Annotated in this window: 26 protein-coding genes; 2 read left to right on the top strand and 24 right to left on the bottom strand. The window is 50.2% G+C overall.

Features of this window, described 5'->3' with window-relative positions; genetic code table 11:
- Positions 1-192: 192 nt before the first annotated feature.
- Positions 193-531, bottom strand: a complete 339-nt coding sequence (locus tag EYQ01_06700; protein ID HIE65486.1) for an IS30 family transposase — start codon at positions 529-531, stop codon at positions 193-195.
- Between the two features lie 121 nt (positions 532-652).
- Here EYQ01_06700 and EYQ01_06695 point away from each other — a divergent pair, with 121 nt between their 5' ends.
- A complete protein-coding gene (locus EYQ01_06695) occupies positions 653-1,888 on the top strand; it encodes a PAS domain S-box protein (protein HIE65485.1) in 1,236 nt (411 codons plus the stop codon).
- 137 nt (positions 1,889-2,025) lie between these two features.
- On the opposite strand, the gene EYQ01_06690 is transcribed toward EYQ01_06695, so the two are convergent.
- Entirely contained in the window at positions 2,026-2,490 is a 465-nt protein-coding gene (locus EYQ01_06690) for a response regulator (protein HIE65484.1), read from the bottom strand.
- A gap of 193 nt (positions 2,491-2,683) precedes the next feature.
- Positions 2,684-3,928 carry a GHKL domain-containing protein gene (locus EYQ01_06685; protein ID HIE65483.1) on the bottom strand — a complete coding sequence of 415 codons (1,245 nt, stop codon included), beginning with the start codon at positions 3,926-3,928 and terminating at the stop codon, positions 2,684-2,686.
- A gap of 285 nt (positions 3,929-4,213) precedes the next feature.
- On the opposite strand from EYQ01_06685, the gene EYQ01_06680 reads away from it, so the two are divergent.
- Positions 4,214-4,918, top strand: a complete 705-nt coding sequence (locus EYQ01_06680; protein HIE65482.1) for a response regulator transcription factor — start codon at positions 4,214-4,216, stop codon at positions 4,916-4,918.
- 19 nt (positions 4,919-4,937) lie between these two features.
- Here EYQ01_06680 and EYQ01_06675 read toward each other — a convergent pair whose 3' ends face one another.
- The 21 genes from EYQ01_06675 to EYQ01_06575 all read right to left on the bottom strand — a co-directional run bounded on the left by EYQ01_06675 (position 4,938) and on the right by EYQ01_06575 (position 26,981).
- The gene (locus EYQ01_06675) at positions 4,938-5,138 is read right to left on the bottom strand and encodes a hypothetical protein (GenBank protein ID HIE65481.1); all 201 of its coding nucleotides are present in this window, start codon (positions 5,136-5,138) and stop codon (positions 4,938-4,940) included.
- Positions 5,139-5,369: 231 nt separating this feature from the next.
- Positions 5,370-5,942 (bottom strand): hypothetical protein, encoded by a 573-nt coding sequence (locus tag EYQ01_06670; protein ID HIE65480.1) that lies wholly within the window; start codon positions 5,940-5,942, stop codon positions 5,370-5,372.
- Between the two features lie 97 nt (positions 5,943-6,039).
- A complete protein-coding gene (locus EYQ01_06665; protein HIE65479.1) occupies positions 6,040-6,492 on the bottom strand; it encodes a hypothetical protein in 453 nt (150 codons plus the stop codon).
- Between the two features lie 95 nt (positions 6,493-6,587).
- Entirely contained in the window at positions 6,588-7,628 is a 1,041-nt protein-coding gene (locus tag EYQ01_06660) for a carboxypeptidase regulatory-like domain-containing protein (protein HIE65478.1), read from the bottom strand.
- 57 nt (positions 7,629-7,685) lie between these two features.
- A complete protein-coding gene (locus EYQ01_06655; GenBank protein ID HIE65477.1) occupies positions 7,686-8,624 on the bottom strand; it encodes a carboxypeptidase regulatory-like domain-containing protein in 939 nt (312 codons plus the stop codon).
- A gap of 79 nt (positions 8,625-8,703) precedes the next feature.
- Positions 8,704-13,650, bottom strand: coding sequence for a hypothetical protein (locus EYQ01_06650; GenBank protein HIE65476.1), 4,947 nt, complete (start codon positions 13,648-13,650; stop codon positions 8,704-8,706).
- Between the two features lie 579 nt (positions 13,651-14,229).
- Positions 14,230-15,381 (bottom strand): ribonuclease D, encoded by a 1,152-nt coding sequence (locus EYQ01_06645; protein ID HIE65475.1) that lies wholly within the window; start codon positions 15,379-15,381, stop codon positions 14,230-14,232.
- A gap of 196 nt (positions 15,382-15,577) precedes the next feature.
- Positions 15,578-16,105 (bottom strand): TlpA family protein disulfide reductase, encoded by a 528-nt coding sequence (locus EYQ01_06640; protein HIE65474.1) that lies wholly within the window; start codon positions 16,103-16,105, stop codon positions 15,578-15,580.
- A gap of 76 nt (positions 16,106-16,181) precedes the next feature.
- Positions 16,182-16,820, bottom strand: a complete 639-nt coding sequence (gene thiE / locus EYQ01_06635; protein HIE65473.1) for a thiamine phosphate synthase — start codon at positions 16,818-16,820, stop codon at positions 16,182-16,184.
- Positions 16,821-16,890: 70 nt separating this feature from the next.
- Positions 16,891-17,670 carry a thiazole synthase gene (locus EYQ01_06630; protein ID HIE65472.1) on the bottom strand — a complete coding sequence of 260 codons (780 nt, stop codon included), beginning with the start codon at positions 17,668-17,670 and terminating at the stop codon, positions 16,891-16,893.
- Positions 17,660-17,872 carry a sulfur carrier protein ThiS gene (thiS, locus tag EYQ01_06625; GenBank protein HIE65471.1) on the bottom strand — a complete coding sequence of 71 codons (213 nt, stop codon included), beginning with the start codon at positions 17,870-17,872 and terminating at the stop codon, positions 17,660-17,662. The genes EYQ01_06630 and thiS overlap by 11 nt, the downstream gene beginning before the upstream one ends.
- A gap of 136 nt (positions 17,873-18,008) precedes the next feature.
- A complete protein-coding gene (erpA, locus tag EYQ01_06620) occupies positions 18,009-18,329 on the bottom strand; it encodes an iron-sulfur cluster insertion protein ErpA (GenBank protein ID HIE65470.1) in 321 nt (106 codons plus the stop codon).
- Positions 18,330-18,577: 248 nt separating this feature from the next.
- Positions 18,578-19,885 carry an NADH-quinone oxidoreductase subunit F gene (locus EYQ01_06615; protein ID HIE65469.1) on the bottom strand — a complete coding sequence of 436 codons (1,308 nt, stop codon included), beginning with the start codon at positions 19,883-19,885 and terminating at the stop codon, positions 18,578-18,580.
- 42 nt (positions 19,886-19,927) lie between these two features.
- A complete protein-coding gene (locus EYQ01_06610) occupies positions 19,928-20,128 on the bottom strand; it encodes a hypothetical protein (protein HIE65468.1) in 201 nt (66 codons plus the stop codon).
- A 248-nt stretch (positions 20,129-20,376) separates the two neighbouring features.
- The gene (locus tag EYQ01_06605) at positions 20,377-21,687 is read right to left on the bottom strand and encodes an AAA family ATPase (protein HIE65467.1); all 1,311 of its coding nucleotides are present in this window, start codon (positions 21,685-21,687) and stop codon (positions 20,377-20,379) included.
- A gap of 270 nt (positions 21,688-21,957) precedes the next feature.
- On the bottom strand, positions 21,958-22,896 hold the full coding sequence (gene mdh, locus EYQ01_06600; protein ID HIE65466.1) for a malate dehydrogenase: 939 nt from the start codon (positions 22,894-22,896) through the stop codon (positions 21,958-21,960).
- Positions 22,897-23,006: 110 nt separating this feature from the next.
- Complete coding sequence (locus tag EYQ01_06595; protein HIE65465.1) at positions 23,007-23,891, bottom strand: hypothetical protein; 885 nt, start codon at positions 23,889-23,891, stop codon at positions 23,007-23,009.
- Between the two features lie 222 nt (positions 23,892-24,113).
- Positions 24,114-25,136, bottom strand: coding sequence for a lytic murein transglycosylase (locus EYQ01_06590; GenBank protein ID HIE65464.1), 1,023 nt, complete (start codon positions 25,134-25,136; stop codon positions 24,114-24,116).
- A gap of 434 nt (positions 25,137-25,570) precedes the next feature.
- Positions 25,571-26,143: a sel1 repeat family protein gene (locus EYQ01_06585; GenBank protein HIE65463.1), complete on the bottom strand. Its 573-nt coding sequence runs from the start codon at positions 26,141-26,143 to the stop codon at positions 25,571-25,573.
- Positions 26,144-26,172: 29 nt separating this feature from the next.
- Positions 26,173-26,559, bottom strand: a complete 387-nt coding sequence (locus EYQ01_06580; GenBank protein ID HIE65462.1) for a hypothetical protein — start codon at positions 26,557-26,559, stop codon at positions 26,173-26,175.
- 95 nt (positions 26,560-26,654) lie between these two features.
- Positions 26,655-26,981 carry an MTH1187 family thiamine-binding protein gene (locus EYQ01_06575; GenBank protein HIE65461.1) on the bottom strand — a complete coding sequence of 109 codons (327 nt, stop codon included), beginning with the start codon at positions 26,979-26,981 and terminating at the stop codon, positions 26,655-26,657.
- Positions 26,982-26,987: the final 6 nt, after the last annotated feature.

Below are 26,987 nucleotides of genomic sequence, written 5' to 3'. Positions count from 1 at the left end.
CTTGCCGATGACGGTATCCCCTTCCCAGTCACCGAAGCGTTTCCGGGCATTGACAATCGCGGGGCGATCGTCGATCGAAACTTGGTTCGGAATGCTGCCGCGGCGGTCATAGTAGCCATAGCGCTTACGCCGGACCTTTTGGCAACGCAGAGAACGGTACAGGTCACCGCCTGAACGTTTGTCTGCATAAACTTACTGGTAGATCCACTCATGGCTGATACGACCTCTTTGTTCCATCTCAAGCCGGCTGGCGATCTGTTCGGGACTCCACTCCTGACGAATGAGAGTCTCGATGTGCGACCAGAGTTGGCTGTCAATACGAGGCCGCACCTTCATATGACGCCTCGCCACAACAAACGCGTGGGCCTGCTTCGGTCGATATACTCGAAGCCCTCTGTTACGTCGGATCTCCCGGCTGATCGTCGATTTGTCTCGTTCCAGAGTGTCTGCCATCTCTCTCTGATTATGGCCTGTTTGCTTAAGGATATAAATCTGGTATCGTTCTCCTTGGGTAAGCTGCGTGTAGCGCATTTGTGCTCCTCTCGCTTGGCGGTGAGAAAAACCACGATACTACCGCAGCTTGCCCTCTAACCCCACTGAAAGAGTTGCACTTACAAGTTGAATTCACGGTTCAGTACTTCAAGAGGCAAAGATGAAACGATCCAGCGCGGATTCCTCCGGAAATTCCCGAAAAAAAAACAACGAATCAAGACACCAACTGTACGAACAAATCCGTAAACTACAGGAGGAATTGGCAGAGAAAAAAATCCGTCTGGAAGCCTACGAGCTTGGTTTCATCTCTATATTCGAGGACACCTCCATCCCTCTCTTTACCTTCAACAAACAAGGAAAGATACTCCTTTGGAACAAAGCCTTTTCAGACCTCCTTAACATCCCCGATGAAGAGATGAAAGAGAACAATATTTTAAAGGTAATCATAAAAGGGAGCAATCCTGAGAAAATTTTGGAAATCATTCAAACCGTATTTGAAGGCAAAGGCATCGCCGATATTGAGGGAGAAATTGCTTCCGAACTTGGACAGGAACGCCATCTCTCCATTTCATCCCTTCCTGTTCGTGGAAAAGAAGGGGATGTTACATTCGGCATTTCCATCGTGACAGATATCACCGAGAAAATACAACTGGAACAGGCCCTGCTCCAAACAGAGAAAATGGCCGCCATGGGAACCCTTGCCTCAGGACTGGCCCATGAAGTTGGTACCCCGATGAATGTCATTCTCGGACGTGCCGAATCTCTGTTAAGGCATACGAAGGAAGAAAAGACGGCCAAGGGCTTGATGATTATCATTGAACAGATTGACCGTATGACCCGTCTGATCCAGCATCTCTTGACGTTTGCCCGCGGAGAGCCGATTGAGAAGAAGCGCCTAGACATCAACCGGGTCATCAATAAAGGAATTGATCTTATCGAACAACACGCCAAAGCAAAGGGCATCTCGATTCACACCGACCTGGATCCCCACCTTCCTGATCTTCATGCGGACGGCGATCAGATTCTACAAGTGATGGTCAATCTCTTCCTGAACGCGATTGACGCTATCGAAGGGGAAGGCAGGATTCAAGTCACCACACATTTAATTCGAATTGAACAGAGAGGGTCTCCCCGAGATGGGAAGTTATCTCGTGGGAATCAAATGGTCCAGATTCTTTTAAAGGATTCCGGAAGCGGGATTGATCCGACCCACCTTGATAAAATATTTGATCCTTTCTTTACCACCAAACCTGTCGGAAAGGGAACAGGACTCGGGCTTGCCGTCGCCTTGGGGACGATCCGAAATCACGGAGGGCAAATCATGATCGCAAGCTCCGTTGGACAGGGAACCACTTTTTCCATCCGACTTCCGGCAAAACAGGACGGCCTCGTGTAGAAAGCGAGCAAGCCGCCCCCATCAGCATGCCTGGATAAGCCTTCAGGATGAGGTGCGAGAAGCTCAGAACCGCAACCTATTGTCCATACGTAAGGATAAGCACCACATCCACAGAGTCTTAGATGGGTGTGCTGATTTTAGAAGCCCCCTCTATGGGGAACAGGGGGAAGAAGGGCCGCCAGGCCCCAATATTCCTGTATCGTATTGATCACCCGCAAGAACTCAACAAATTCAACCGGTTTCTGGATATAGGTATTGACCCCAAGATTATAACAAAGATGAATATCTTCTTCCCGGTTCGAGACCGTTAAGACAACCACCGGGATCGACTTGAGTCCCCTATCCTGCTTTATCTGCTTCAGCACCTCCCAACCGCTCACCTTCGGGAGGTTTAAATCAAGAAGAATCATCCCGGGACGGGGAGCCATCTCCCGAATGTGGTACACACCCTGGCGATAAAGGTAATCGAGCGCCTTCTCCCCATCCCGAACGATGAAGAGTTCATTCCTGATATGGCCCTTGGAAAATGCACGACGAGCAATCTCAATATCGTGCAGGTTGTCCTCTACGAGAAGGATCCGTAGCGCCTGGATGTCATTCATATGCATTATCCCTCGTAATATTCAGCATGCCTATATTTTGCTTCAGGGCAAGGCGCGAGGAGCGCAGAGCCTAAAAGTATGTGTCACTACGTGAGGATTCGAGCGCCACAGCAACGCCGCCATGGAGGGATGGGTCTCGCGAAGCCAAAGATGGGTTTTCTGAATAGTTACGACCTCCCTTTTCATCCGGCCTTCATCTCTTGTGCGTGTTCATTCCTGCGTTTTTCGGTTTTTTGGGAAGGGTGAAGAAAAAAGTACTCCCTTCTCCTTCTTTTGATTCAATCCAGATCCTGCCCCCGTAACCTTCAATGACCTTCTTGCAGATGGCCAGTCCGACTCCGGTCCCTTCAAACTCATCCTGAGGATGAAGGCGCTCAAAAGGACGAAAGATCTGTTCGATGTAACGCGGATCAATTCCGATCCCGTTGTCTTTGAATGAAAAAAGATAAGAAACCTTTTCCTCCCGAACTGAAATCTCCACGCAAGGGGATGTATTTGTATTGAATTTGATCGCGTTTGAGAGGAGATTTTTGAACACCTCGCCAACCTGGATTGGGTCACAATAAAGTATCGGCAAAGAAGATACCCATTGAACCTTCGCTCCCTTTTGTTGTATTGAAAATTCCAGGTCGTGTTTGACCTCCGCCAGAAGTGCATTCAAATCAACATTCTCAAAATTTGGACCTTTTCGGGAGAGGGAAACGAGGGTGAGAAGGTCATGAATCAACTCCTTCATGCGGACAGCGGATTCCTTAAGGAAGTTCAGGTATCGCTTCCCTTTCTCATCGAGTATATCGGTATAGTCTTCCAGGAGAAAACTGGAAAAGGCTTCAATCCCGCGAAGCGGTTCTTTCAAATCATGCGAGACCATACGTGTGAAATCATCCATCTCTTTGATCTTCTCATCAAGCCGGGTCTTCATCTCAAGGGTGTAGCTGTGAAAATAGAATTCGAGGGCAAGAACCATATCGATACGAAAAATCTTCCGCACGGCAAGATCACGGCACATGCCCCTGTCGGGCTCACCCTGATACGCCGTTGCGATTAAACGAGAGAGGAGGTTTTCATAAAAAGAATAGGTCGAAATATACCACTTCGGTTCCAGTCCAATCCGGTGGTGCACCGCCCCCGTCTGGAGCCGCCGTTCAAAATAGGCCTTGTCAAATTTTCCACTGAAGATCTCAAGAAGATAGTCCTTCTGTGACTTCAAGAGCCGATCGACTGTGCTCTGGTCTTTAAGGAGGGACCGGGTCTCTTTGAAAGCAAGGAGGTGCTGATAAAAACCCGCGACAATCTGGTCTGCATGTCCTCTCGCAAAGTCCTGCATCCCGGATAGAAGTTGAATCTCCTTTTTGGAAAGGTCGATAAAAGACATCCGTTTCCGGATCTCCTCCATATCGATCCCCAATTCTTTCATCAAATCCTGCTCTGGAACCATCTCCCTCCGTTTCGGATACCGGCACACTCAGGTGACCCGCCAATTCACTTCAAATGCAACCCCCTTTTGACAGATTCAAAGCAAGCTATTATAATCCCTTTTATCATTTTAGGGAATGCCCCAGGATCAGAGATTGATCCTGGGAAAACCGTCAAGTCGCCTGAGAAGGCAAGGCCAGAGGCCATAAGAGCGACCGAATCGTACTTACCTGTACGGTGAGGAGACCTTTGGCCGATAACGCAGTATTTCAGACGAATCGGCGGTTTCTCATTCCGCAACCGCGGAATGAGAAAGGGGGGAGGCTTGTCATATATGCAAATGCATATCAGCAGATCATCCATTCCGATTCTCCTGGTTGAAGACAACCTCTCCGACATTGAAATATTTCGCAGGGCGCTCCAAAAAGGAGAACTCACCAATCCACTTCATCTCGCCAGAGACGGACAGGAAGCAATCGACTTTCTCCGCAGGGACGCATCTCGGTGTGGGGTCTTGATTCTCGATATCCACCTCCCCAAAATCAATGGAATCGAGGTCTTGAAAACCGCGAAACAGATTGACCCGGACATTGTCGCGATCATGTTGACCAGCCACGCCTCTCTGAAAACCGCCGTACAATCGCTCCGAATGGAAGGGGCCTTCGACTATATTCAAAAATCAGGCGACCTTTCCAAATTGATCGAAACCATCCGCCTCGCTCTGGAAAAAAGAGCCGTCTCTCTTCAGTCCCACTTGGTTCTTCAGGCCGGAGGGAGCGAACACCTCCTCGACAGGGTCATCATTGAAGATGGATTTGGCCTTTCAAGGAGGGAAGTTGATGTGGTCAGATGGCTCTGCCGAGGGCACACCAATAAGGAAATTGCGGAGAAACTCTTCATCAGCAAGCTGACCGTCAAAGTTCATCTCAAAAACATCTACGAAAAAATGCAGGTCCACAACCGTACGACGCTTTTCTCAAAGTTACTGACCAAAGCCGTCGTACAACCTTAATACTGAATCGTTACAATTTTCAGGCAGACAAGCGAAGCCGATCCTGGTAGGATTCCTCACGCTCGGCCTCATGAAAATGGATTGAGTATCGGTCTCTGTTGAAGATAACTCTCGTGTCAATAATATCCCCGCAGAGAAGGCAACGGGAAATTCGAGATCCCCCCTGCTGTGTAAATATCCGTTCTTCTATCATCATTCCCTGACATCGCTGACATTTCATTGGGCCCCCTTTACATAATTCCCCAGGCTGCCTGGGTTGCGGGAGAACGCACCCGGAACATCTTCCGACCATATCAGCCATCCGCATCCGAGCTTGCTTTTTATAACAGCCTATATTCTGCGTGAATACGATAGAAGGTGCAATCCCCCAAAAGGGGTATTTTGAAGGGATGAATAAGGATTTTTAAATTCCGGGGGGTGTTAAAGGGAAAAGAGATTAAGGAAGATCTAATTAAGTCTTTCCAGAGCGACCGAGGCCAATGTCCTCGATCCTTTCCGCCACTATGTTTTTCTCTTCATCCGACAACGAGGCTTCACAGATTTCGAAAAGGATCTTATTTTCTTTACTGCTGTGTAGACGGAAGAGTCGAAGTGCCTCGTCTCCGGTGGAAATGACGGCGTTGAGGGCATCTTTCTTACCTCCTTTGTTCACCTTGCAGAACTGTACAAGAAGTTCTTCCCAGTCATGAAAGGTCAACCTCAAAATTTCGTGTTCATGGAGCATCACCTCTATCGGCCCATGCTCTTTTCCAATATACTCTGCCAGGATCGGAAAAAGACCTTCTTCTTCCTTTTGAAAATGGAGTCGAATCCGGCTCACCAGTGAAACCACAAAAACTTTTATCCAGTTTTCCTCAGCCTCCCTCTGGTGTGGAACGATATTTCCAGGAAGACATCGAAGTGATTGAAGGGCGCGTTTTGCTGATTCCAATCTCCGGAGTGTGTCCTCATGTTCACGCTTTAAATATTGAATCGGGTCATTATTGACCTCTACCTCATCATCGTTATGCCTTATCCGGTCCATTGTCCTTTCTCTGCGGGTTCTCCTGCCTGCTAAACTCAGCTGTCAAATTTAAAGCCAGAGTGACCTTTATGCCACTTTCAGATAATCCTCAGGGTAACTATAAAACATCATGCACCAGATACACAGCCGCAAGGACAACAAGCAATCCCACCAACAAATTAAACCTCGCCATCCATCTCACAATAATCTGGAGTCGATGTGGACCCGTTGTTGTTTGACTGATCCGGATGGATCTTGGTCCCAGTATCACATCATGCAGAAAAGACAACGAAACCATCAGGAAAACGAGGAATAGCTTGATCCATAGCGCTCTCCCATACTCGGAGAGTGATAATCCATTGAAATGGAGACGAAGCAGTCCGGTGATAAAAAGAACCCCAAGTGCGATCCATCCACCTGTACGAAAGCGTTTTCCAACCCGGCTGATCAAGGCTGTTTTTTGTGTACTGGACAGAACATCCTTTACCGAGGGGATGAACACCAGGGCAAAGAAAAGCATCCCGCCGATCCAGAACATGGCTGCAATGATATGGACCCATATGATGATCATTCAAGTCCCCTCTACCTTTATGATAGAAACATCTATCCCTAGAATGAGAGTCTATATTGCCACTCCCAACAAATTGGCCCGGAAAGGGTGGGATCTCACTTGTTACGAAAGTTCATCAGAAGTGTGCCATGATTGTCTTCATGCACGCTCTCCCCCCTGCGAAAACTATTGACATCGATTAACTCCTCTTGAAGGACCTGGAGCTTCACCTTCGGCGGCACCAGGTGCCGGGGCTCCAGCCATGTCCCCAGCCGGTAGTTCAGTTGTAGATCGTGCAGGGGGATATGCACCTCGTTGGCATCAAACGAAAAATCTGCTGAAACCCGCCCATTGGCCGATATCGTCACCTCTCGCGCCTGGACCTCCATGTGCGGATGCCAGGCCACCAGATAATACGTCCCGGGTGGGATGTCGGATATGATGAACCTGCCTTCCCGGTCAGTCACTGCAAAATAAGGGTTTCCGACCGCCATCCCCCACGACTGCATATAATCATGGACTCCGCATTGTGTTCGAAAGATGTAATGCCCCTTGCGAAAGACTATCTCCTTCGTCACACTTGCCCTCGCAGGCATCGGTTTGTTAAACATCGCAAAGGTATATTCATCCTTCAGGGTATAGGCCTGAATATCATGCGTGATCGGATCAACACTTGAAATCGTGATGGGGTGATTGTTTCGAACCGGGGTGACAAAGGGCTTGATCTGACAGTTTTCTATCCAGATAATTGGTGTATAGTCAAAGGGCTTCCCTTTTTTGACACCCACCAGGGCAACAACAACGTCCTGAAATCCTCCATCAGAAGACACATGAAATTCCTGCAATAAACGATTTCCTTTCCCGTCCGATATATCCCGGCAAAATTCTATATTGGGGGAAAAGATGAGATGAAAGATCCGTGCGGGAGGCGGCGTGCCGGTTAAAAAGACCTGACCCTCGAGGGTCCCCCCGGAGATGACGGTAATCTCTTCATATGCCGAGGCGACCGACTGGCCCAAACACAAAATAATTAGGGACAGGAACAACAGAATATATTTCTTTACCACTTTCATCATTCCTCGCCTTTCTGATATAGGGGCTTGCGTCGCCCCCTCCACCGGCAAAGCCGGATGGAGCTTCCCCCTCAATGCGCTCATTGCTTCGCTGATCGAAATACATTCAGGGGAAAGAGGTCTGAACCACTTAAAGGTTCCTTAATCCATAATGATACGTTCTTCCCCTTCGTGTAGTTTTTCCTTTTCCCGGATTCCCGTATCGGTCCGGAACTGCTTCTGCGTCTCATATCCCGGGGGCGTGATGATCGTCGCGTCAAATACAAAGTCGAGCCGCGTCGTCTTCTTCGCGTGAATTGTTACTTCCCTCTTGTAAACCTCATAATGCGGATGCCAGATACTGACTGTATATGTCCCAGGTGGCAGCCCTTCGATCGTGTAGGTCCCATCCTTCGCCGTTTTCGCATTGTAGGGGTTGTTCACCACAAACCCCCAGCTTTGCATGAATTCATGCATCCCACAGATCATCTGAGAAATATGCTTTCCCTTCCGATAGTGCAGGACGCCTCCCCGCATTTTGTCCGAGACCGGTAGCGGGGTGTTTAAAATAATATTCCCCCGCTCATTCTGAAAGACCTGGATGTTGTGAATCACAGGATCCCGGTTGATCATGTTCATCCGCTCGTTATTATAAATAATCGCGACATTTGGGTGCTCGTGGCGCATAACCCCTGTTTCTTTATCAAACATGAACATCTCACTGTCCGCCACATCAGCCGGATGAAACATGCAGTCAACCGCCACAAATTCCGCCACCTTCGGCGTGTAGGCCTTCCCTTTCTGAACCCTGTCCACGGAAACGACCGCTTCCCATAATCCTCCGTCTTTCTGCACAATATAATCCTTGAGCCGGACATGCCCCTTCCCATCCGAAATCTTCTTACAAAACTCCCCAAACGGATAAAGGACAAGGGAAAAAACCCTTGCCTCCGGCAGCTTGCCCTCCATCGTAATCTTGCCTGATATCGATCCACCATTGCTCACATCAATCACTTCGTAGGCATCGGCGACGGATTGCCAGAGCATCCCCTGAATGGCCATGAATACAATGCTCAGACCAAAGATTTGAAGATATTTCACGTTCCCCTCCTCCTCAAAAAAAGGGCGGGGCAGAGGTGATTATTCCTCTGCCCCGCCCATATTGCCTCTGCTGACACGATTACTTCTCGAGCATCGAGAGTGGACCAGGTGTTTCATCTCCCAGCCCGGAGATCACCTCAGGCGCCTCCTGCTCAAGTTCCGCAGTTCTTCCGTTGCTGGCCCCTCCGCCCGAGTTCAGCGGAAGAATCGCACGGCTCCCGGTAGGAAGCACCTTGAAGTAACCCCAGAGTCCGGCTGCCGTGTACGGGAGACGATGGGTCTGCCAGAGATAGATCCCCGGCAGCCTTGTCGGACCGCCTGCTGAGCGAAGGAAGACATCCATATGTTCGGAGGACCCGAACTCTTCGGCCGGCATCAGATCCGCAGCCTGTCCTGCTCTCGCCATGCCCAGATCCAGCGGCCATTGGTGGTTCTCGACCGCAAACATCTGGTTCTGCTCGTTAAAGGCCCCGAAGACATGGATACGAACCGGATCACCCGCATGCGCGAGGATCGTCGGGGTCGCAAGCTCGGTCGTTCCGGCAACGCAGGGCTGGAACATGGTTCCAAGCTCACAGCCGTTCTCCTCCCGATACATCCAGGGCTCACTCCGGTAATTCACGCCCGCCAGGCCCGCAATCTGCTGGATGTAGGGCATAAATGCCGTCCCGATGATGTTGTCTTCATCCTGGAAATAGAGCGAGACGTCCCGGTAGTCGGACCGTCCGGCGTTCTTCGGATTGCTCCGATCCAGGATCACATCCACCGCCCAGGAATTCTTCATCGTGACATCCTCGCCAGTCACCGAATCACGATACTTCGATCCTCGTGGTCCAACGATGATCCCTCCGAAGAGGCCGTCCCGGGTACTGTTCATGAAATTCCCCCAATCCCAGACGATGGTCGAGAACTCACCAAACTCCGGCGGCGCATAGAAGGTGTAGGTCCGGGTCTTTCCCGGAGCCACCGTCTGATTCCCTTTGTTATATCCGACATCCACGCCATGTGAATCGTTCGGATCAAAGGCAAGACCATCCGCGGAGAATGAAGCGCGAAGCCCTTTCAGATTATTCTTGAGCCTGATCTTGATACAATCCCCGGAATTCACATGAAGCGTCAGGGGATGGGGCTGCGCACCCGCCGCAATCTTCTTCATCTCGCCTTCCAGTATAAAGATCTTCCCCTTCGGGTTTGCCACCAGAAGCTTCCGATCAAAATCCACCTCGATCACATCCGGTGCATTCGGATTGAATTTCAAGGCATGATCGGTCGCCACGACGTTGAAGCGCTTCACCGGCGCGTCCGAGGGACAAAGGGTCTTGGCCGACCTCGGAATCACCTCATGTCCCGGAAGCACCTGCAGGTCTTTCACCTTCTCGTCCAGGACCCTGAAGATCCCCCAGCTCCCTTCGGCAAGGTGGGAAGGACGCGCGTTGTAGTAAAGGTAGTCCCCCGCCATCTTCTGCGCGCTCCCCGCCGTCACGACGAAGTCATAGCGCTCGGCGATCCCGATATGATAAGCATTCTTGAACTCGGCATTCCCTGCATAGCGCTCCGTCCGGAAGGGATGTCCCGCCAGTCGCCAGACATGCGTCTCATTCATCATCACATGCAGCATCCGGAAGGTAACCGTATCGCCCAGGTAGGCCCTGATCAGATTTGTACCGGGGTCCTTTTTATGCGCCCGGGACGAGAAGACCAGGGACGGGTCCTTGACATGCTTCAGCCGCTTTGCAATCGATTCGGTCTTAAAGAAGATGCCTCCCCCCGTGGTATGCGTCCCGCCATTGAGCATCGGCACCGCCGTATAATCAAGGTCATACGGCATCTGGAAGAAGAGAACCTGACCGGCATCGATCGCCGCCCGCTTCGACTGTCCCGGAGGATTTCCCTCGGTCACCACCTGCGCGGTGAATGGAACAGTGTCGTGAAGGAACATGGCCACCTCACGGAAGCTCCCGCTCTGGCCAAATCCAATCGGCTCCATGGTGCGGATATCCGCAATGGGACCGCTTCTGATCAAGTCCCCGGTGACCGGGTCATGATAGGTCGAGCCGACTGGCTCGACAATAAAGGCACCCACGGCACCATGCGGCCAGGTGGTTCCGCCCAGGGCATGGTCATGCCAGAAGACCGTCCCCACATCCGCGTCCGCCCAGAGACGATAGCGCACCCATTCCGTCGAGACGATCTCGTCCTTCTTATGGGCATGCTTCAGAGGCTCGCTGAAGGTAAGGGTATCCACCCCGGTCGCCGCATCATGCTCAATGTTTCGCACCCAACGTATCTCAGAAGTCTCCACCTGATGCATTCCGAACATCAGATCGGTGTCCACATGGAAGGGCGTAGCATGCTCTCCCATCTTGATCTTCATGGAAATCGCACCCGCCGCCGTATCTTCAACCTGCAGGGCATTCATCGGGGCCGGCAGCCCGCGATGCTCTTTTTTACCCAACATCGTGAAGGGCCGCACCGACTGATCATACGAGAATCCGCTGATTACGCCGTCAGACGCCTGGTTGTCAAACTGAATGAAATGCGTGTGGATGTTGATCTTCGACATCTGGAAGTTCGTCGGGTTGTTGTCCACCCATTCGCTCTTCAGAATTACATCCAGACAGTCGTAGATATTGATCCGATAGGCCAGGGGTCGGGCCAGATCAGAGTTCGCCCGGACCTTCGCAACATCTTCGTGCAAGACGTAGATCGTACCGTCCTTATCAATCACACGTTTGTCCTTCCCGATCGCATCGTTCATGGTGATCGGTGTCTGGATAAAGTGGATCGTATACTGCTTCCGCCCCGCGCCTTCAGGACAGAGAGACCAACGGCCCTGTTCGCCCGGTTCCGGAGGAAGGGTCGTCTCCTCACCCGGGGCCCCGATGCTCCCCGGATCGGTCGCCGGCGTATTGTTGTTCTTGTCCATATGGATCGGCTCCAACCACGGAGATCCCCCATGATGTCGCGCAAACGGCACGCGCTTCCCAAAATGCGGCCTGAAGTGCGGCCATGACGTCTTTCCCGTATTCGGGTCAAACAGGATCGGTGCCCGTTTTCCAGGTAAGGGCGATTTGTGCTTCGGGGTATCAAACTGCCCCGTCTCCCCCTTCTCACTCATTGCCGTAAGGCCCTTCCAGGTCCAGTCCCACACGGTCGCATCATAAGCCAGAATCTGGCCCTTCTCGTCAGAGGTGTGACCCGGCTCGCCCGCGGGCGGCAACATCATCTTCACCCAGTCCTTGATGGAGACGTCTGGAATCGGCTTCGACCAGTCAGAGGTTTTCTTTGTAATGTTCCACTTCTTGTCAAACCAGTTCATTGTCTTTCCAACCAGTTTTTTTGAACTTACCCCTTTTTTCATGCGGCCTGCTCTGTCCGGGAGCTCTTTCAGCGGCACCATCGCGTCCGTGCTGACAAAGGGATAGTCCCCGGATTGAATCGTGTTATACACCCTCCAGTAGCCCCACATTCCCGCAACATAGTGATGGGCGACATGACAATGGAAGAGGAAATCTCCTGCCAATTGCTGGCAAAGACCCGAACCGCACTCGGTCTGAAGATCCACCGACTCAGACGGTCCGATCACTTCCACATCAACACGGTCGGAGATCGTCCGTATGACCGGAAACTTCACCGGGTTGTCCCAGGAGGTCGTGAGAAGTTCTTCGCCCTTCCCGTCCGCCTTCGGTTGACGCAGCCATCGGATTGATCCGCCATGCGGATGGTGGGAGTGGAAGACCTCGCCGCCGCCGTGGATCAGACGAAACTTCGCCGGATCTCCCATGTAGGACCGAGGAATTGTTGTCGGCACATCTCCGAAGGTATAAGAGCTGTAGGCCATCGATTCATCTTCCATGTGGAAATACTTTTCTTGTACCGCCAGGTTGTTGATCCCGAAAGGCTCGCTGCGAAAGTTGATCGCACGCGCCGAGGGACGGTAGGCATCGGTGTTCGGATCGCGCTGCGGGATCATCTCGCCGTCCCGGTTCAGCGGTCGGAACGATTCGTCCCCCACCTCGTGATAGATCAGCGTGAACTCACGGAAGTCCTTTGCAACCGGCTCGATCTTATCGTCATAGGCGATCATCATCTGCCAGCCGCTCTTGGCCGGTTTTCCCGTGATAGGGTCCAGGTAGATGGCCCCTATCGGCTCAACAATGAACGCACCGATCAGACCAAGGCTCCCCGGTTCACGACCCGCGTGGCTATGGAAGACGTGTCCCCCTTCCTGATGGTCCGGCTGGATGTACCATTCCAGGACAACGCTGTTGCCCGGCGAGATGTTCGAATCAGGATTGATCGAAGTTGCCGGCTGGCCGGTCTTATTGATCACCGTGCTTGATCCATGAATATGAAGACCCACATCCTCCTCCTCCACCTCGTTCCGGAGGGTGATGAGCATGCAGTCTCCCTGATTTCCGCGAATGACCAGCGGTTGGATCAGGTCGGTCTGAAGTCCCAGTGTCACCGCGCCAGGATCATAGCCCTTGGCCTTTCTTGCCTTGTTGTTTGTCCGTTCTTCCTCACGGACACCCTTCACGTTCTCAGTCAGGACATACATATAACCAGGGTGAAAATCCAGCCACTGATTCAGTGTGATTTCGACATTGATCGCCGTGATGTCCAGCTTCTTCACCGGGGCGTTACTCGGGCAATGTCCTCCCCCGGTAACGGTCTCTGAGGCACCTGAGGGCCCGAGAAACCAGCTCCGGTCCATCTGCATCATTGCGGTAACCTCGCCAAACGGACCCGTATTTCCCGTTTTCTCTTGATGTCCCATGATCTCGTTCATCAGGGTCCCCATCGCCGCATCCACCTTCGACTTCCGGCCTTCCTGCCCCTGCTCCTTCTCTTCCCTTAGAAGCTGCGCCTTGAGCTTCGCCTTCCAGTCTGCAGAGGCGACCTTCTGTGGCTCTGAATCCTTTGAATGATCGTGATCATTCCCGCCCGAAGCCAATCCCTGGGTGGAAAAGACCAGCAAGAGCGCAAACAATCCTCTCAGTATTTTTCTTCCTGCTCTGTCCATTTACATCTCCCCTTTTTTACGGTGGTTTTCAAGATTTGTGTGACATGAGTCTGAACCATGGCGTTACCGAGCGAACTCTTGTTGATAAAGTTTAACCGCCGAAGTCCAGTCATTTCGGAATAATCTCTCTTTCTCTTTTCGATATAAAAGGTATGATTGAATCTGCCCTCAAAATAGTCTGGTGTTACCCTGAAGAGTTGTACGCATAGATCCGATAAAGCAAAAGACATGCCAGACTGTTTCAGCTATCTCTCGGGCTCAGATGAAGCACTAATAACACCCTGTTTTTATTTATTTTATTGCATTAATTAAGGAGGGGAATTTCCTTGCCTTAAAATAAGGAGAATAGTGTCTACGTGTCTAAGCACTTAGACAGACAATAGACACTATTGCTTAGACAGGTCAGCAAGCCGACGTACGGCGCTTTGTTGCGGGAAAGATTTCTCAAGTATCGAGAATGAGGGGACTGGCAGGCAGATTACCTGCGGAGATTGGCTCAGGAGTCCGCCAGGGGGATCGTTCCAATGCGAACGGAGTAGAAAAATGGTTTTAAAATTTCTAAAAAAAGTCAGTCCTTTCTCATTCTGAAATCGCCGAGGGGGGAAGGAGGCGGGAAATCTCCTGGATCAGCAAGCTCCCATAACGCTGGGCCTGCCATTTCCGAAGCGGCAGAATGGGATCAAGTGCTCCGGTGGTGCTCGGCTTTTCCCTTGCGATCACCTTAAGGGTACTGGAGGAGATCACCATTGAGGGTTCTACACCTTCAACTGCAGCCTGTTTGTTCCGCCAGGCCTTGAGTCCAACCAGGAGTTTTTCCTCATCGCGCGTCAACGAGAGCTGTCCCGCTGAGCGTCTCTCTCTCCCAGGGAGAGGCATCTCCGTCGTCAGACCTTTTGTAACCGCCTCCAACCAAAGTGATTTATTCCTTCGGATACTCGCACTTTCTCTTGGAAACAAGCGATCCAGAGCGGCTTCGTCCTGAGGAGGGTTCTTCGCAACCATCAAAAGCTCCCAGTTTGCAATGACCTTGAAGGGAGGACGATTCCGTTCCTTCGCCAGACGGTCCCGAACAACCACCAGCTCCCTGAGTACCCGCTGCGATTGTGGGGGAAGGGGCCTTGCGCCTTTGATCCGGAGATAATCGTTGGGCTCAAAGGATTTTCCATTCCATTTAATCTCCTCCAACAGCCGACATTCTTCCGCAATTTGATCCTCTCTCCCTTTTTCTTCTACTTCCTTTTTTAAAATCTGATAGAGGGGGACCAGAAAAAGAGTATCCCTGAACGCGTAATCCAACTGTTCTCTTGGAATGGGGCGATGTGACCAGTCGGCCTTCTGGTATTTTTTGGAAAGAGTCTCCTGAAAATACCGCATGACCAGATCCTGCAGAGAAAACTTCTCGATGCCAACGGCACGTGCGGCAAGCGTGGTGTCGAAGATCGGTCCGATCTTAAAGTGAAAATCACGCTTCATCGAAACCAGATCGTAATCGGCCCCATGCAGTATCTTCAGGATCGATCGATCTTCCAGAATAGAGGCCAGGGGGAGGACGGAATCGAGGAGGAGCGGGTCAAAAACGTAATGGTGATCTCCACCTGAAATCTGGATCAGGCTGACCTTTTCCTGGTAGCTGAAGAGTGAATCTCCCTCCGTGTCCACCCCAATCACGGAACAGCCCTTCAAGACCGCTATGGCTGTATCCCGCGCATCAGGGCTTGTAATATATTCCAAGCGACACCCTCTTTCCCTAATTCCCTGATTGCGGAATTAGAAACCGCCAAGTCGCCTAAAATGACTGCGTTATCGGCCAACGGACCCCTCACCGTACGGATGAGTACGCTTCGATCGTCCTTATGGCCTCTGGCCTTGTCTTTCAGGCGACTTGACTGTTTGCCCCAAAATCAATCGCTGATCTTGGGCTCTTTTTCTATGCTTTTAGAATATCCTGGAGTACTTTTTCGAATTGAGGATGATCCAACAATCCCCCTCCCTGGAAGGGGACGACCAGTTCCCCTTTCTTGTCAAAGAGGAAAAGGGTCGGGGTGACACGCGCGCCAAACCGCCTTGAAACCTGATTTCTCGTATCATAAAAAACTGAGTAGGGAAAGGCCTCTTGGTGCGATGCAACGTAGCCCCTGATATTCTTGCGTGTATCCTTAAATCCGATCGCAAAGACCTGGAAGGGCTTACCCCCAAGCTTCTTTAAAAGGCGGGCAATCTTTGGGAGTTCATTCTGACAAGTACCGCACCACGAGGCCCAAAAGACAACGAGTGTCGCTTTGCCGATCAGGTTCTCCTGGGTGATCGTCTCCCCTTTCAGTGAGACGAGTTCAAAGGGAGGGGCCTTCTGGCGGGTTTCATCCGCCTGGATCGCACCAAATGGGACGACAGTGGAAAGAAGTAAGATCGTGATGAGCAATGCCTTTTTCATAGTTCCCCTCCTCCTGTTTATCATACCGTTCCCGTCATCGCAAGACTCTCTTTAAGACCGCAGATGAAAATTCGTTCGGGTTGACTTGCTCCCAAATCGGCTAACGATTCCGAAGGTGATTAATTTCATTTAAGAGCCCCCGGCATCTCTCGGAGATATCCTCAGCAGCAACAATCCCGGAAATCATGGCGACCCCATCGGCACCCGCCGAAAAGACCTCTTCCAACCTCGCTGCATCGACCCCACCGATGGCAAAGAGAGGAATTGAAGCCCTTCTCTTCGCTTCCCGAAAAGCTTCCAAGCCAAAGGGTGACCCATAGGGGCGTTTTGAGGGGGTATCGTAGACCGGTCCGAGTACCGCGAAATCAGCTCCCTCCTTTTCGGCCTGATGAACCTCATCAACGGAATGGCAGGAAACACCGATCCATTTATCCATCCCTAGTATTTTTCTGGCCGCATCAATCGGAAACCCGGAAGAGGGAAGGTGAACCCCATCCGCATCAATCGCTAGACAGACATCGACCCTGTCATTGATCAACAACTTCATGCCAAATTCTCTTGTGATTGATATTATTTCGGAAGCGAGTTGAAGCAGGGCACGCAGAGGAAGATCCTTCTCGCGAAGCTGTACCGTTTGAATCCCGCCTTGACCCGCCTGTCGGATTACTTCGCAAAGAGAACGCCCACACGTTTGGGATTGATCTGTAATGAGGTAAAGAGTGAAATCGACCTGCGGCATACCTTCTCACTGGATGATAGGAGTGAGAGAAAACAGGAAAGGACGGCTCTATCCGGAGACCGAACGACTATTACTCAATCATGCCTTCAATCGGGCTGCTTGCCTGGGCATAAAGTTTTCTCGGGATCCGCCCGGCAAGATAGGCCAATCGCCCTGCACGAACACTGAGGTTCATGGCTTCCGCCATCTGAATCGGGTTCTTTGCCCCTGCAATAGCCGTATTCATGAGAATTCCGTCACACCCTAATTCCATCGCAATGGCCGCGTCTGATGCGGTTCCAACCCCGGCATCAACAATGATCGGGACGGAGGCATTCTCCATGATAATCCTGAGATTGTATGGATTCCGAATTCCAAGTCCGGACCCGATTGGCGCGGCCAGCGGCATGACGACGGCTGCCCCCGCGTCCTCAAGTTTCTTGGCCATAATCGGATCATCATTGGTATAAGGGAGTACGATAAACCCTTCCTTTACAAGGATGCGGGTTGCCTCTAGAAGGGCCTCATTATCCGGGAACAAGTTCTTCTGATCGCCGATGACCTCTAATTTGATCATATCTGAGATACCGGACGATCGAGCCAGACGCGCCGTTCGAATCGCCTCTTCGGCAGTATAACATCCGGCCGTATTCGGAAGGATCTTGTAAATCGTTGGATCGATGTAGTCGAGCAGGTTCTCCTCAGTACGGTTCAGGATGTTCACCCTCCGAACCGCGACGGTAACACAATCGGCGCCTGAGGCCTCTACCGCTTTTTTAGTCTCTTCAAAAGAGGCATATTTTCCTGTTCCAACGATCAAGCGTGAGCGAAATGTAATATCGCTCACTTTTAAGGGTCCTTCAGCCGACATCTGCTCCTCCTCCAAAAAAACTGATGATTTCTATCAGATCCCCATCCTCTAAGTGGGAGTGATCATACGCCTCCCGGCGAATGACATCAAGATTAATCTCAACAGTAATACGTTCAGGAAGGATCTTCAGGCAGGCCAGTAATTGAGTCACATTGGTATCGGTGGGCACCTCTCGGTCTGTACCGTTTACCGTGACCTTGATGTAACTATTCAGCATGGCCAGATAAGCCTCCAGGGCAGTGCACGAGGAGCGTAGAACCGAGCTGTATGCTCATATGTAGGTCGAGCACCACGGTAACGCAGATATGGAGAGAAAGATGGGTGTACTAATGGTTATATCAACTGAAGGACTGACCACAACCACAGGTCGACTTCGCATTAGGGTTCTTGATGTCAAATCCAGCCCCCTGCAAACTGTCATTGTAATCAATCTCTGTCCCGTTTAACATCGGCGCACTGTAGGGATCAATCATAATTTTAACTCCAAACATCTCCAGAACATCATCTTCGTCGCTCGAATTCTCTTCAAAGGCCATTCCATACTGAAAGCCAGAACAGCCGCCCCCCTCGACATAAACCCTTAATCCATACCCTTCTTTCTTCTCAGAGGCCATCAACTCTTTGACTTTTTCGCTCGCTTTTTCAGTGAGATGAATCATTTTTTATTTTCTCCTCTTTCTTTCTGACCCGTCACTAGGTCAGTATAACAAATTTATGCGCCCTACGTACTAATCCCAAGATCAGCGGTTTGATCTTGGGTAAACCGTCAAGTCGCCTGAAAGACAAGGCCAGAGGCCAACGGCGGCGACCGAGGCGTACTCACCCGTACGGTGAGGAGTCCCTTGGCCGATAACGCAGTATTTCAGGCGAATCGGCGGTTTCAAATTCCGAAATTTCGGGATTTGGGCTAAAGCGTGGCCTGCGAGGCAGCGGGACACCGCGATTCCGAAACATGAAGCTCATATTCATGTCGAAATTTCTCAAAAATACTCTCGACTGCGATTGAAGCCCCGGTCAGAAGATAGCATTGCCCTCTTCCCTTAATCATCCCGCAGATCTGCTCTACCTGTTGGAGGTCTCTTTCATCACCCCGGCCAGATTCGATCCTCTCCAGGATTTCAGAAAGTTGTGCCGTTCCAAGCATACAGGGGGGACACTGGCCGCAACTCTCTGCGGCAAAAAACTTTGCCACTTCCAAGGCGGAACGCACCATACAGGTCTCTTCCGACATCACGATGACCGCTCCCGTCCCCAGGCCGGAACCAATCGCTTTCAGTGAATCAAAATCAAGCGCCACATCTACTTGATCAGCAGAAATAATCGTATTGGAGGGGCCTCCCGGAAAGAGCGCCTTGAGACTTTTTCCGCCTTTGATGCCGCCCCCTTTCACCTCAATGAGTTCTATCAGCGAAGACCCCATTGGTAATTCATACAGACCGGGGCAGTTCACTTCACCCGTCAGGGTAAAAATCATCGACCCCGGAGAAGCCGGAGCGCCGACGGCCTGAAACCAGTCTCCGCCCCTCAGAACAATATGAGGGATATTTGAAAGAGTCTCTGCGTTATTGACAACGGTCGGCTTCCCAAACAGTCCGTGCATCGTGGGATAATAAGGTGGTTTTTGTCGGGGCGCTGCCACTTTTCCTTCAATCACCTCCAGTAGCGCCGTCTCTTCACCCGCAACATACGTGCCCGGACTTTGACATATCTTTAGCTGAACACAAAACCCGGACTTTTCAAAAGCCCTTCCCCAGTGGCCGTGCTCTTTTGCCTCCGCCAGAGCCGCTTCCATAAATTGGAGTTCTTCTTCATAACGACCGTTGATGTAAAGATAAGCCACATTTGCACCGATGGCATAAGCGGTGAGAATGACGCCCTCAATCAGTTGATGTGGATTCGACCTGAGTAGATAACGGTCTTTCAGTGTACCCGGTTCGTCCTCTGCCGCGTTACAACATAAATATTTTTGTTTCGCTTTATGGTGAAGGACCAGATCCCATTTCTTCCATGTCGGAAAACCCGCCCCACCCCGACCACGCAAACCCGACTTTTTTAATTCCTCCAGAATTCCAGACGGACCGATGACCTCGACCGCCTTCTTCAAAGCGGCATAGCCCCCTTCTTCACGGTATGCTTCGTAATGTATCGGTTTGACCGTTGAGAGAAGATCCAGGGGAATGTCTTTCCCCGTTAGAATACGCTGGACGTTCATCATCAACTCCCTTCGGCACAGCTTATTGGCGGGCGAAAAAGAATATTATCGTCTTGAAGCGGACATCAGGTTTCGGTTTCTCGCCTGCATGTGTGGCCGATTCTCCCGGTTCGACATAATGACCGGATCCAGAATTTCTCCACAGGCCATACAGCGATATCCGGAGAAGCAAAGACGACCGGTATCATCATGTAAATCCTGAAATGTTTCCGGGGCCATTCTTCCGTGACATCTTGGGCAATTCATATCTAACCTCCTTCGTAACCCCTGGCTCTAAAAAGATTGATGTAGATCATATTTTACCAAGGGTTAAATAAGAGATGCAATATGAATGCCATTTTTATTATTTTATAGTAATTCAAATAAATCAATGAGTTACTATAAAAGTATCATTTACCCTATTGTTTCAATATGGAACGAATTAGTTTACTTTCTAAACATTGTCAAGTAAATACAATGAGTTAAATAGATAACGTTTCAAAATAAAACATGTTCTAATTTGAAACTATTTTAGGCTTCGACAGAGAATACTCTTTCATCTTTCTCCAAAGAGTGGTTCGGCTCATCCTCAGTTTCTCTGCCGTTTTTTTATAGTTCCAGCCCGTCTGACCCAGTGCGTTTACGATCAACTCCCGCTCCATCTCCTGCAAGGGGTCTTCTTTCTCAATGACCTGACCGATGATCTCCCGCCCGGTCGGTTGAATATCTTTCTGAATATGCTCCGCCTCGAGCGTATCGCCGGAGCAAAAGACCATTGCATGCTCAATGATATTCTGTAATTCACGGATATTACCAGGAAAATCATAGGCCTTCAGGATCACCATTGCCTTCGGTGAGATCTGGCTCACCTTTCTTCCCATATCTTTATTGAACCGACGAATAAAGTGGTCTACCAACAGCGGAATATCATCCTTGCGCTCGCGTAGAGGGGGAAGAGAAATCGGAACAACGCGGAGCCGGTAATAAAGATCCTGCCGGAATTCTTTTGTCTTGATCGCCTCCAGGAGGTTCTTATTCGTTGCGGCAATCAAGCGAACATCGACTTTGATCCTGCGGGAGTCGCCCACTTTTTCGATCTCTCCGTCTTGGACCACCCGAAGAAGCTTGACCTGTGTTGAAGGACTGATCTCACCGATCTCATCCAAAAAAAGTGTCCCCCCATCAGCCAACTCGAAACGCCCCAGTTTATGTGTCAAGGCCCCGGTAAATGCACCCTTCACATGGCCAAAAAGTTCGCTCTCCAGAAGGCCTTCGGCCAGAGCGGCACAGTTCACCCGGATAAAAGGTTTATCCTCTCTTAAACTGAATTGGTGAACCGAGTGGGCGATCAGCTCTTTTCCTGTCCCGCTTTCCCCCTCGATCAAAACCGTTGAATTGGTCTTGGCAATCTTTGGAATAAGACGATAGATCTCGAGCATACTGCTATTCTTACCCACCATGTTCTCGAACGAATACCGCGACCGCAACTCTTCCTTCATGACCTTGCTCTTGATCCGTTCCTCAATCAGCTGCCACATAAATTTTGCCGAAAGCCCCCCGATGACCTCGATATGACTGGGTTCTTCCTCCAAAGCATCCCGGACCGCTCTGCTTCCGGTCACATCGATGACAATATCAATCTTGTTCTTCATAAGGAGACGATAATCAGTCACAGTTTGAATGCCTAGCCTGCGGGCCAGATCAAGACCCGGAGCCTCAGGGTGGGTATCGGCAATGCCAATGATCTTCACAAGGGGATCCTTGTGAAGGATTTCGATCAGGGCCGTTCCCCCTTTTCCTGCGCCGATAATGACAACCTTGTTCATTCTGGTCCTGTCCTTTACACGAATATCCCTAAGCTCATAGATTGCGGAAGGGGAAACAGCCCTCCAAACCAAGAATACGAATGTCCTGGGGCCACCCTTTGCGAGGAAGGGAAGAACTCGTAACTATTCAGCACACCCATCTAAGCCTCCATGGAGGCGTTGCTGTGGTGCTCCTTTCCTCGCGTATACACATACGCTCCGGTAAGCCGCTCTTCGTGTTTTACTCTGAAGAAAAATGCGCATGCTGAATAGTTACGAACGGGGAGCTTATCAGAGGACTTTGTCGACAAACTTACAGAGGGACTGAACTGCTTCTACAGATTGTTTCAGATAAACTTCTTCTTCGGGCGTCAAGTTGATTTCAATAATCTTCTCGATCCCTTTACGGCCCAGTTTCACCGGGACACCGATAAACGCTTGCTCAACTTTATACTCCCCTTGACAGAAGGCCGAGCAGGGGAGGATTTTTTTCTTGTCTTTCAGGATCGACTCCACCATTTCGACGATTGCCGCCGAGGGGGCATAATAGGCCGACCCTTTCTTCAGCAGCTTCACAATCTCAGCCCCACCATCGCGCGTTCTCTGTATCAGGGCCTCAAGACGCACCTTAGAAATCAGTTCGGCCAGGGGAATGCCTGCCACCGTGGTATAACGCGGAAGCGGGACCATGCTGTCGCCATGACCTCCTAAAACCAGTGTCTGGATATTCTCTATGGAGACATCGAGTTCCTCGGAAATAAAAGAACGAAACCGGGCAGAGTCGAGTACCCCCGCCATGCCGATCACCCTCTCCCGTGGGAAACCGCTCACCCGATAAGCGGCATAAGTCATCGCATCAAGTGGATTAGAAACTACCAGGAGAATCGACTCCGGTGATTTTTGAATGACCGCCTCCGTCACCTGTTTGACAATCCCGGTATTGACCCGCAGAAGATCATCCCGGCTCATCCCGGGTTTTCTCGGAATGCCTGAGGTAATTACGACAATGTCGGATTGCGCCGTCTCTTCATATCCCGCCGTCCCGACCAAGCGGACATCATAACCATAGATCGGGGCCGATTCCGACAGGTCAAGCATTTTCCCCTTCGGAAGATCCGACTCAATATCCACCAGAACAATATCGGCCATTTCCTTCTCAGCCAAGCGTTGCGCCGCTGTCCCGCCAACATGTCCGGCCCCGATGATGGTTACCTTATTTTTTTTAATCATTGCTCAATAACAGGGTTTGAATGTTGAATAAAATTTCCAGGAGGGCCCATTCTACCTGAAAAAGGACCCTGTTTCAAGATAGGCTAATCTAATTTTGGGATAAAAGTGTCTTAAAACCGGCGGTTGATGCCAATGCTTACCGCCGTTTCATCGATGAACCTGAATTCGATGTTTGCAGTCCACGGGCCGTTCATCTCAATCCCTGTGCCGAGGAAAACACCCACACGATCAAGCGATTCATGCGTTTCGCGGCGCGACTCCGTTGTCGAGAAGCCAGTAATGCCATCTCTCCCTGTTACCTCGCTATTCACATCCATCGAGAGATCTGAAATTTTAAAGCCCCCATAGGGGGTCATCATTCCAATCTTCCCTGTGATATATACCGCAAGTTGGAGTTCCTGGATCTCCGCTTTTGAACCAGACCGCATTGGGTTGAGATTCGGCAACAGTAGTGCCGCAAGGTCCTGGCCGTCAATCGTAAAATCACCCTCGACCTCATAGCGTAAGAATTGAAACTCAGAGATAACAGCCCAGGATCTCCAGTTCGTGATCTCCCCTTTGAGCCCCACACCATAGGCAACTCCAATGCTGCCATCGTACTTAATATGCTTATCCGTCTGGGTCGGACTTTTTATCGTATAATTCAATTCAACGTCAGCAATCCCCAACTTGACAAAAAAATCAAGCCGCGACATGGGACTCCACGTTCCTCTTAACAAAACCCGGTTCGACTTTATCTCAACATCAGAGATACGTCCCCCGGGGATAAGAGGGTCGGGAAAGAGCGCAGGTTGGATCCCAAATGAGTCCACCGTGAATGCGCTCCCTTCATCAAAGGCCATATCCCGATTCGCAACACTGTCATGTTCTATCCCCAGAGAATACCGTCCCGATGTGACTTGCATCCCGGCGATGTTCCCGATGGTTGCAGGCCGGGCAATCGAGGGAATGCTCAAAACAGCGCCAATCAGGCTGATCAGTAAAAACTTATTCAAGTGGAACCCTCATTCATCAGAACCGTCGTGGGATCTCACACCAAGCGTTTTCATCCCGAATCAAATGCTTGAAGCCATAATCAAGAGACAATACCACCTTTAATTAAAAACGCAAAGGGGAATTTCGTGGAGGGAAGATCATGAAAATAATAGAGGATAGGCCCGAAGACAAACTCCGACAAGAGCGGTATCTTTATCGCCAAGCCGGCATGGTGCAGCATATCAACCCCTGCCCAAAATACTCCTGGAGAGATGAATGACAACAAGGGCATAGTTGACAGAAAAATTATACCGTGTGATGGTCCGAAAATTATTAAGAAGGGCCAGCAGCGACTTTTTCCCCTTCTCCGGCTCATAATAGGCAAACGAGACCTCTGTTTCATCCGATACGGGTTCAGAAAAACGTATCCCCATCCGTTTTGCCTTTCCTGCCAGAACGGTCTTTCTGATGCCCCTCCGGACCATGGCACGCAGCTCTTTTGAATCGTCCTTGATCTGCACAGGGAGATGCGTCCGCTCATTCCTTCTCCAACCAAATTTCTTCAAATAGTTTGCCACACTCGCGAAGATGTCCCCTTTGGACTTCCACAAATCCCGCTTCCCGTCTCCATCAAAATCAACGGCATAGCGCCGAAAGCTAGAGGGGATAAATTGCGGAACACCAAAGGCACCGGCGTAGGAACTCTTCACGGAAAATGGATCAATGCCCTCTTCCCTGCAAAGGAGAAGAAACGCGATCAGCTCATTTCGGTAGAAGGTCTCTCTTCTTGTATAAAGGGCAAAGGCGGTATTCAGGATATCAAAGGCGCGGTACCGTTCAATCCCCGGTTGTCCGAATTTTGTCTCAATCCCAAGAATACTTGAGATAACCTCCTTCTCAACCTGAAATTTTTCTTCGACAGCCTGCAGGAGTGGACCATTCTTTTGAAGATAAACCTGCCCCTTTAAAATAAGGGGGTCATTAATAAACCGGCCCTGATATTTATAATAGGGAAGCCTCTCGGCGGGCCGTTTGAATTTTTTAATGATTTCATGTTGAAAAACAACCTTCTTAAAAATAGCATCCAGGTCAGCCGGATCAAAGCGGTGTGAGCGAGCAAGCTCGCGCATCAGCGCCTTATATTTCGGGTCTTGCAAAGAGACACGACCGCCCGTTGCGGCAAAAACAGAGGATGCCGACCAGGGACTCAGAGAAAGCGCCCCGATGACCCCAACAAACCGCGGTAAGAAAAGCTTGAGAAACATCCTCCGGTCTTCCAAGTTCTCACCCCTCCAACAGATCCCAAAATGATCTCACACCCTCCCCCTTCGCAATAATTACAAGCTCTCGGGGTCGGATTTACCCAACCCTCCAACACTAGAGGAAGGCCCTCATTTTGTCAATGATCTCACCCGTCAAAAGAACCTGTCCTTAAGGAACCTCTTAATAAGTCCGGGTTACGTTTTTCAGGAGATAAAATATTCCGATTCAAGACACGAATTGCAGAGAGTAGCCCACTAACTCCGTAGGCTTGCTATGCGTGTTCAAGATTTACAACGCAAAAACGGGACATTTTGGCTCTGAAAAAGCGAGTCATGACTTATTCAGATCTTCCTTAAATCTGGCTACCATAAATATGTTGTCTATTTCTTCTTCTTTTTATGTCGGAGAAAGACCATTCCCCTTTGCGAGTCCGGTCTCAAGATGGATCATTGAAAGGTGCAACATACTTGATATGGTATTCCTTTGAAAGGATTTTTGCTTGGGATAACGTTTCAGGATCAAGGTTTTTTTCGATCATCTCTCTAACAACTGCGGCCTGCGTGTGCCCTTGCGCAGCTGCAACATCCAACCAGATGTACGCGTCCTTATCATTTTGTTGGACGCCTTTGCCCAAAAAATACAACAGACCCAGCCCAAGCTGTCCATCAGTACTTCCTTGTTCTGCAGCTCTGCGGTACCACTTGGCCGTCTCCCGGGTATCCCTGGGCACACCCTGACCGTGAAAATACAATACACCCAGGCCAAACTGAGCATCAGGATTTCCATTTTCCGCCGACTTTCGGTACCACTTGGCCGCCTGCCTGAGATCTTGAGAGACGCCTTCACCATTTAAATACATCAATCCAAGCCGATATTGTGCCTCGGCATCTCCATTTTCTGCAGCTTGAAGTCGAAGAAGAAGGGGTCCATTTCTGATTTCAGGGTGAACAGTGCAGGAAAATAAGGAGCCAAACGAAAGTAAAAATATTAAAAAGGCGAGGTTTTGCATAGACCTTCCATTTTGTGAGGGAAAAGTTCCTACTTTCCCTTGATCCGGATCACAAAAAAGATACCCAGGATAGAGATATGGAAGTTGATAATCCCTCGGAAAGATTGCTGTTCTTCCCCAGGCCCTGAAAAATATTCAGGAAATACAGAATATAAAACAAGCTGAGAGGATACAACCATAAGAAAACAAGCGACCCCCCAGGGGCGCAAGGTCCAAAGACCAATCGCGGTAACAGCAAAGAGTAGGGCATACACATTATTCGCCAGAAACCAGTAAACCGTCATCTTCTCTAGGCTTATATCTCCAAACCCGAGCAAGTAGGCAAAATTGAGCCCAGACAACGCAAGAAAGACAACGGCGAGTATCTTTAAGTAGATTGCCATGACAGGTTTTTCACCCGCATTCAAAATCGACATTTGTTTTTCCACAAGCCTCCCGGAGGCGTCTTCCATTTCTTGAAATATGCTATAATGCAGGCCTTCCCCATTTTAAGGAAGCTCTGATTAAGTCTCTAACCTCCGCCCCAGTTTTTTTCCACACTTTTGATCTTGCTGGCGAGTCTCCCTGTTTTTCCTTTCCGATAATCGATCTTCACCACGGTGGACACCCGGTCACAATCTTCTTTCATCCGTTCCCAACAGGCCTTCACAACACCCATCACCTCGTCCCATGGTCCTTCAATAACAGTGCCCATCGGATTGAGGCGGTATTCAAGACCGCTCTGATCAATGATCTCGAGCGACCGTGAGACGTACTTGCTCACACTCTCCCCCTCTGTCATGGGAGACATCGAAAACTCCAAGAGTATAACGGTATCGTCTTTTTTCTGATCGGTCATTGTTTC

The organism is Candidatus Manganitrophaceae bacterium, assembly GCA_012960925.1.
Classification (GTDB): domain Bacteria; phylum Nitrospirota; class Nitrospiria; order SBBL01; family JAADHI01; genus DUAG01.
This window is presented reverse-complemented; position numbering and strand designations above follow the sequence as displayed.

Coding starts and splice junctions, on each gene's coding strand:
- EYQ01_06700 (HIE65486.1), bottom strand. CDS start 531: ATGCGCTACACGCAGCTTACCCAAGGAGAACGATACCAGATTTATATC.
- EYQ01_06695 (HIE65485.1), top strand. CDS start 653: ATGAAACGATCCAGCGCGGATTCCTCCGGAAATTCCCGAAAAAAAAAC.
- EYQ01_06690 (HIE65484.1), bottom strand. CDS start 2,490: ATGAATGACATCCAGGCGCTACGGATCCTTCTCGTAGAGGACAACCTG.
- EYQ01_06685 (HIE65483.1), bottom strand. CDS start 3,928: ATGGTTCCAGAGCAGGATTTGATGAAAGAATTGGGGATCGATATGGAG.
- EYQ01_06680 (HIE65482.1), top strand. CDS start 4,214: ATGAGAAAGGGGGGAGGCTTGTCATATATGCAAATGCATATCAGCAGA.
- EYQ01_06675 (HIE65481.1), bottom strand. CDS start 5,138: ATGAAATGTCAGCGATGTCAGGGAATGATGATAGAAGAACGGATATTT.
- EYQ01_06670 (HIE65480.1), bottom strand. CDS start 5,942: ATGGACCGGATAAGGCATAACGATGATGAGGTAGAGGTCAATAATGAC.
- EYQ01_06665 (HIE65479.1), bottom strand. CDS start 6,492: ATGATCATCATATGGGTCCATATCATTGCAGCCATGTTCTGGATCGGC.
- EYQ01_06660 (HIE65478.1), bottom strand. CDS start 7,628: ATGAGCGCATTGAGGGGGAAGCTCCATCCGGCTTTGCCGGTGGAGGGG.
- EYQ01_06650 (HIE65476.1), bottom strand. CDS start 13,650: ATGGACAGAGCAGGAAGAAAAATACTGAGAGGATTGTTTGCGCTCTTG.
- EYQ01_06640 (HIE65474.1), bottom strand. CDS start 16,105: ATGATAAACAGGAGGAGGGGAACTATGAAAAAGGCATTGCTCATCACG.
- thiE (HIE65473.1), bottom strand. CDS start 16,820: ATGCCGCAGGTCGATTTCACTCTTTACCTCATTACAGATCAATCCCAA.
- EYQ01_06630 (HIE65472.1), bottom strand. CDS start 17,670: ATGTCGGCTGAAGGACCCTTAAAAGTGAGCGATATTACATTTCGCTCA.
- erpA (HIE65470.1), bottom strand. CDS start 18,329: ATGATTCATCTCACTGAAAAAGCGAGCGAAAAAGTCAAAGAGTTGATG.
- EYQ01_06615 (HIE65469.1), bottom strand. CDS start 19,885: ATGATGAACGTCCAGCGTATTCTAACGGGGAAAGACATTCCCCTGGAT.
- EYQ01_06610 (HIE65468.1), bottom strand. CDS start 20,128: ATGAATTGCCCAAGATGTCACGGAAGAATGGCCCCGGAAACATTTCAG.
- EYQ01_06605 (HIE65467.1), bottom strand. CDS start 21,687: ATGAACAAGGTTGTCATTATCGGCGCAGGAAAAGGGGGAACGGCCCTG.
- mdh (HIE65466.1), bottom strand. CDS start 22,896: ATGATTAAAAAAAATAAGGTAACCATCATCGGGGCCGGACATGTTGGC.
- EYQ01_06590 (HIE65464.1), bottom strand. CDS start 25,136: ATGTTTCTCAAGCTTTTCTTACCGCGGTTTGTTGGGGTCATCGGGGCG.
- EYQ01_06585 (HIE65463.1), bottom strand. CDS start 26,143: ATGCAAAACCTCGCCTTTTTAATATTTTTACTTTCGTTTGGCTCCTTA.
- EYQ01_06580 (HIE65462.1), bottom strand. CDS start 26,559: ATGTCGATTTTGAATGCGGGTGAAAAACCTGTCATGGCAATCTACTTA.
- EYQ01_06575 (HIE65461.1), bottom strand. CDS start 26,981: ATGACCGATCAGAAAAAAGACGATACCGTTATACTCTTGGAGTTTTCG.